This is a genomic window from Microbacterium sp. Bi128, assembly GCF_918698205.1.
In genome coordinates, this window is record NZ_CAKKMM010000767.1 from 1 (window position 1) to 2,414 (window position 2,414).

General features: G+C 55.1%; 2 protein-coding genes. One reads left to right on the plus strand and one right to left on the minus strand.

Annotated elements, in window-relative coordinates; translation table 11 throughout:
• Positions 1–1,356, minus strand: a 1,356-nt coding sequence (locus LQV45_RS25965; RefSeq protein ID WP_230009536.1) for an ATP-binding protein, incomplete at its 3' end; no start/stop codon positions are given.
• A gap of 486 nt (positions 1,357–1,842) precedes the next feature.
• Between LQV45_RS25965 and LQV45_RS25970 the strand changes: the two genes are divergently transcribed.
• Positions 1,843–2,414: hypothetical protein (locus LQV45_RS25970; RefSeq protein ID WP_230009538.1), on the plus strand; the 572-nt coding region annotated here is incomplete at its 3' end.

The window sequence follows — 2,414 nt, forward strand, 5'->3', positions numbered from 1 at the left end:
CATCAACTCGACGAACTCGTGGGTATTGAATTTTCTGTCGGCTGCCATGCGTAGCGCCCGAACGAGGGACTGCTTCAGGTAGAGATTGTTTCTTCCGGCAACATTGAACGCTCCTATCAAGACCTCGTCCGCCGACTTGCCTGACAAATTCTTCGTATCCCGATCGTTAGGGTTACCCTCCAGCGAGAGCACGTTGCTGTGGCTCGCGTCGATACCGGAGACAATTAGCGGGGAATGCGTGGCAACAATGAAGTGGCTTCCCTTGTACCTCTCAAAGGCCCGGCGGAGCAGGTCCAAGTATCCGCCTTGCCAGTCCGGGTGGAGGCTGATCTCAGGTTCGTCGATCAACACGAGACTCTTGTCATCTATGGCCGAAGCGATTCCGAGGACAGCAGTCACCAGAGAGAGCTCACCCGAGCTAGCATCGTTAAGGTCGAGGCGGGATCCGGAATCGGCCCGGATCAATGTCACGCTCTTCATCTCGATCATTCCCGAGCGTTTTAGTAGCTGGGCCGCCATAAGATGCTCTCCGTGGGCAAACTTGTGGTGCTCGAAGTCGGCAATCAATACCAGCTCGCGTCTCGCATCCCAATTACGAAGTAGTTCCGACGCCCTCGATACGTCGCGTCGGATATCTGGGTCTTCGATGTAGCCCTGGCTCCAGGCGCTGTCGTTAGGAATCTTAGATTCGACGGACGATTCATACGACTTTTCACGACCATCGGCGGTCGCCCTCAAAAAAGCCAATCCGCGACCGGTCCATCTATAGGCCACTTCAATGCGAGGCTCATATGAAAGATCACTGAATACATTGGCGATACGGCTTCGTCGAGGCTCGTCCATTTCTACAGCTGCGAACATTTCCCCTAGCGCCCTCTGAACCCCGGCACTTGCCGAGATGCGACCACGTGGATCTTTCAGCCCCAAGTATCGATAAAGGGGCGCGGCATAGGGCGCACTATCCACCGGGAACCTAGCGGAGGGAAGAGGGAACTTATCAAAGGCGCTAGTTGTGACAGCAGCAACGGCCCTCGGGCCCGGCAAGAATGTCGGCTCGACCTGAAGTCCGCCGATAGTTGATTCAACTCGGCCCTTGGAGAGGGAAACGTTACACTCCAGTGGGCCCATCGAGTAGCTGACACTGATTGCCGCCCCGCTTCGCGGCTTATTTGAGCCGATCGCGTCAAAGACTGTGGCAATTTGCGCCAGGAGCCGAGACTTGCCGACTCCATTTTTTCCGGTGATGGCCGTCGTCCAAGTCCCCTCACGGGACGTCTCGCCGACGGTGTCGATGCAAACTTCTTGCCCTTCGAGTCCGTCATAGGTAACGCTATTCAATCGAAATGAATCGACCATACTTTGCTGTGCTCCCAGATATTCTTGCGAGTCTCCTGTTCAGCATCGTAGCCGTGGGCCACTCCTCGACTCAAAGCGTAGGGCAAAAGTGAAACCTCACCCAGAGGCTCGTCTGAAGCGGCCCTAGCCCACCGCGGTTCCGTCCAATGGTTCCTCATCATTTGCCATGGCAGGGCCGCGCCGGTTTCAAGAAGATATCACGGCTACTTTAAGTCCCTCTTGTTGGATTGTCGACTCAGTCGGTTGCGTACGCGAATGCAGCGGTTCCATCCCCGCATGCGGCTGGTTGCGGCACGCAGCCGAAATCGTCCAGCTTAAGAACCTGCCGCTACGGTCATCCATACATATTGCACTCTCCGACGTTAACAGAACTTGTGCTCTCAGCGATCGGAGCCAACCTAGGGATGAGCCCATAGCTCGCGCAGGATAGGTTATAGGTGAGAAGCGAAATTGGGGAGATAAGAGCAAATGAACAACCGGGCTGCCATGCTGAACGCCTTCCTTCCGGCAACTGAGCTGGATGACCCTGAGCGCTTCGCCGGGCGAAGCAAACAGGTCCGCGAACTAGCCGATTCTTTGCATCTGCTAGGTTCCACACCACTCATATATGGTGATCGCGGCCTGGGGAAATCGAGCCTGGCCCTTCAACTTCGACTAATCGCCATGGGTAATGTTGAGCTACTGCATCAGTTGAATGCGGAGCGTCTCGCATTGCCCGCGGGCGGCAACTATCTCACTTTTTACGTAACATGCACGGACGCTACCAATTCCTTCCAAGACCTCCTGCAGGCATTGGTGAACGCAGCCGAATCTGTAGAGCTAGCTGGATCAGGTGATGCGACTCAACTTATCGACAGGGTTACCCGCCGACGCCTAACACTGAAATTTGTGGAGGTGGAAAGCACAAAAAAGTTCGCTGTCGAAAGTCAACGCTTGAGCTATCAAGATTTGAATCTCGAGGAAAAACTGGTTCAGCTATCTGAGCTCCTGACGCTGACCTACGGGCAGCCAGTACTCTTCGTGATCGACGAACTCGACCGAATGGAGAGCACAGAGGG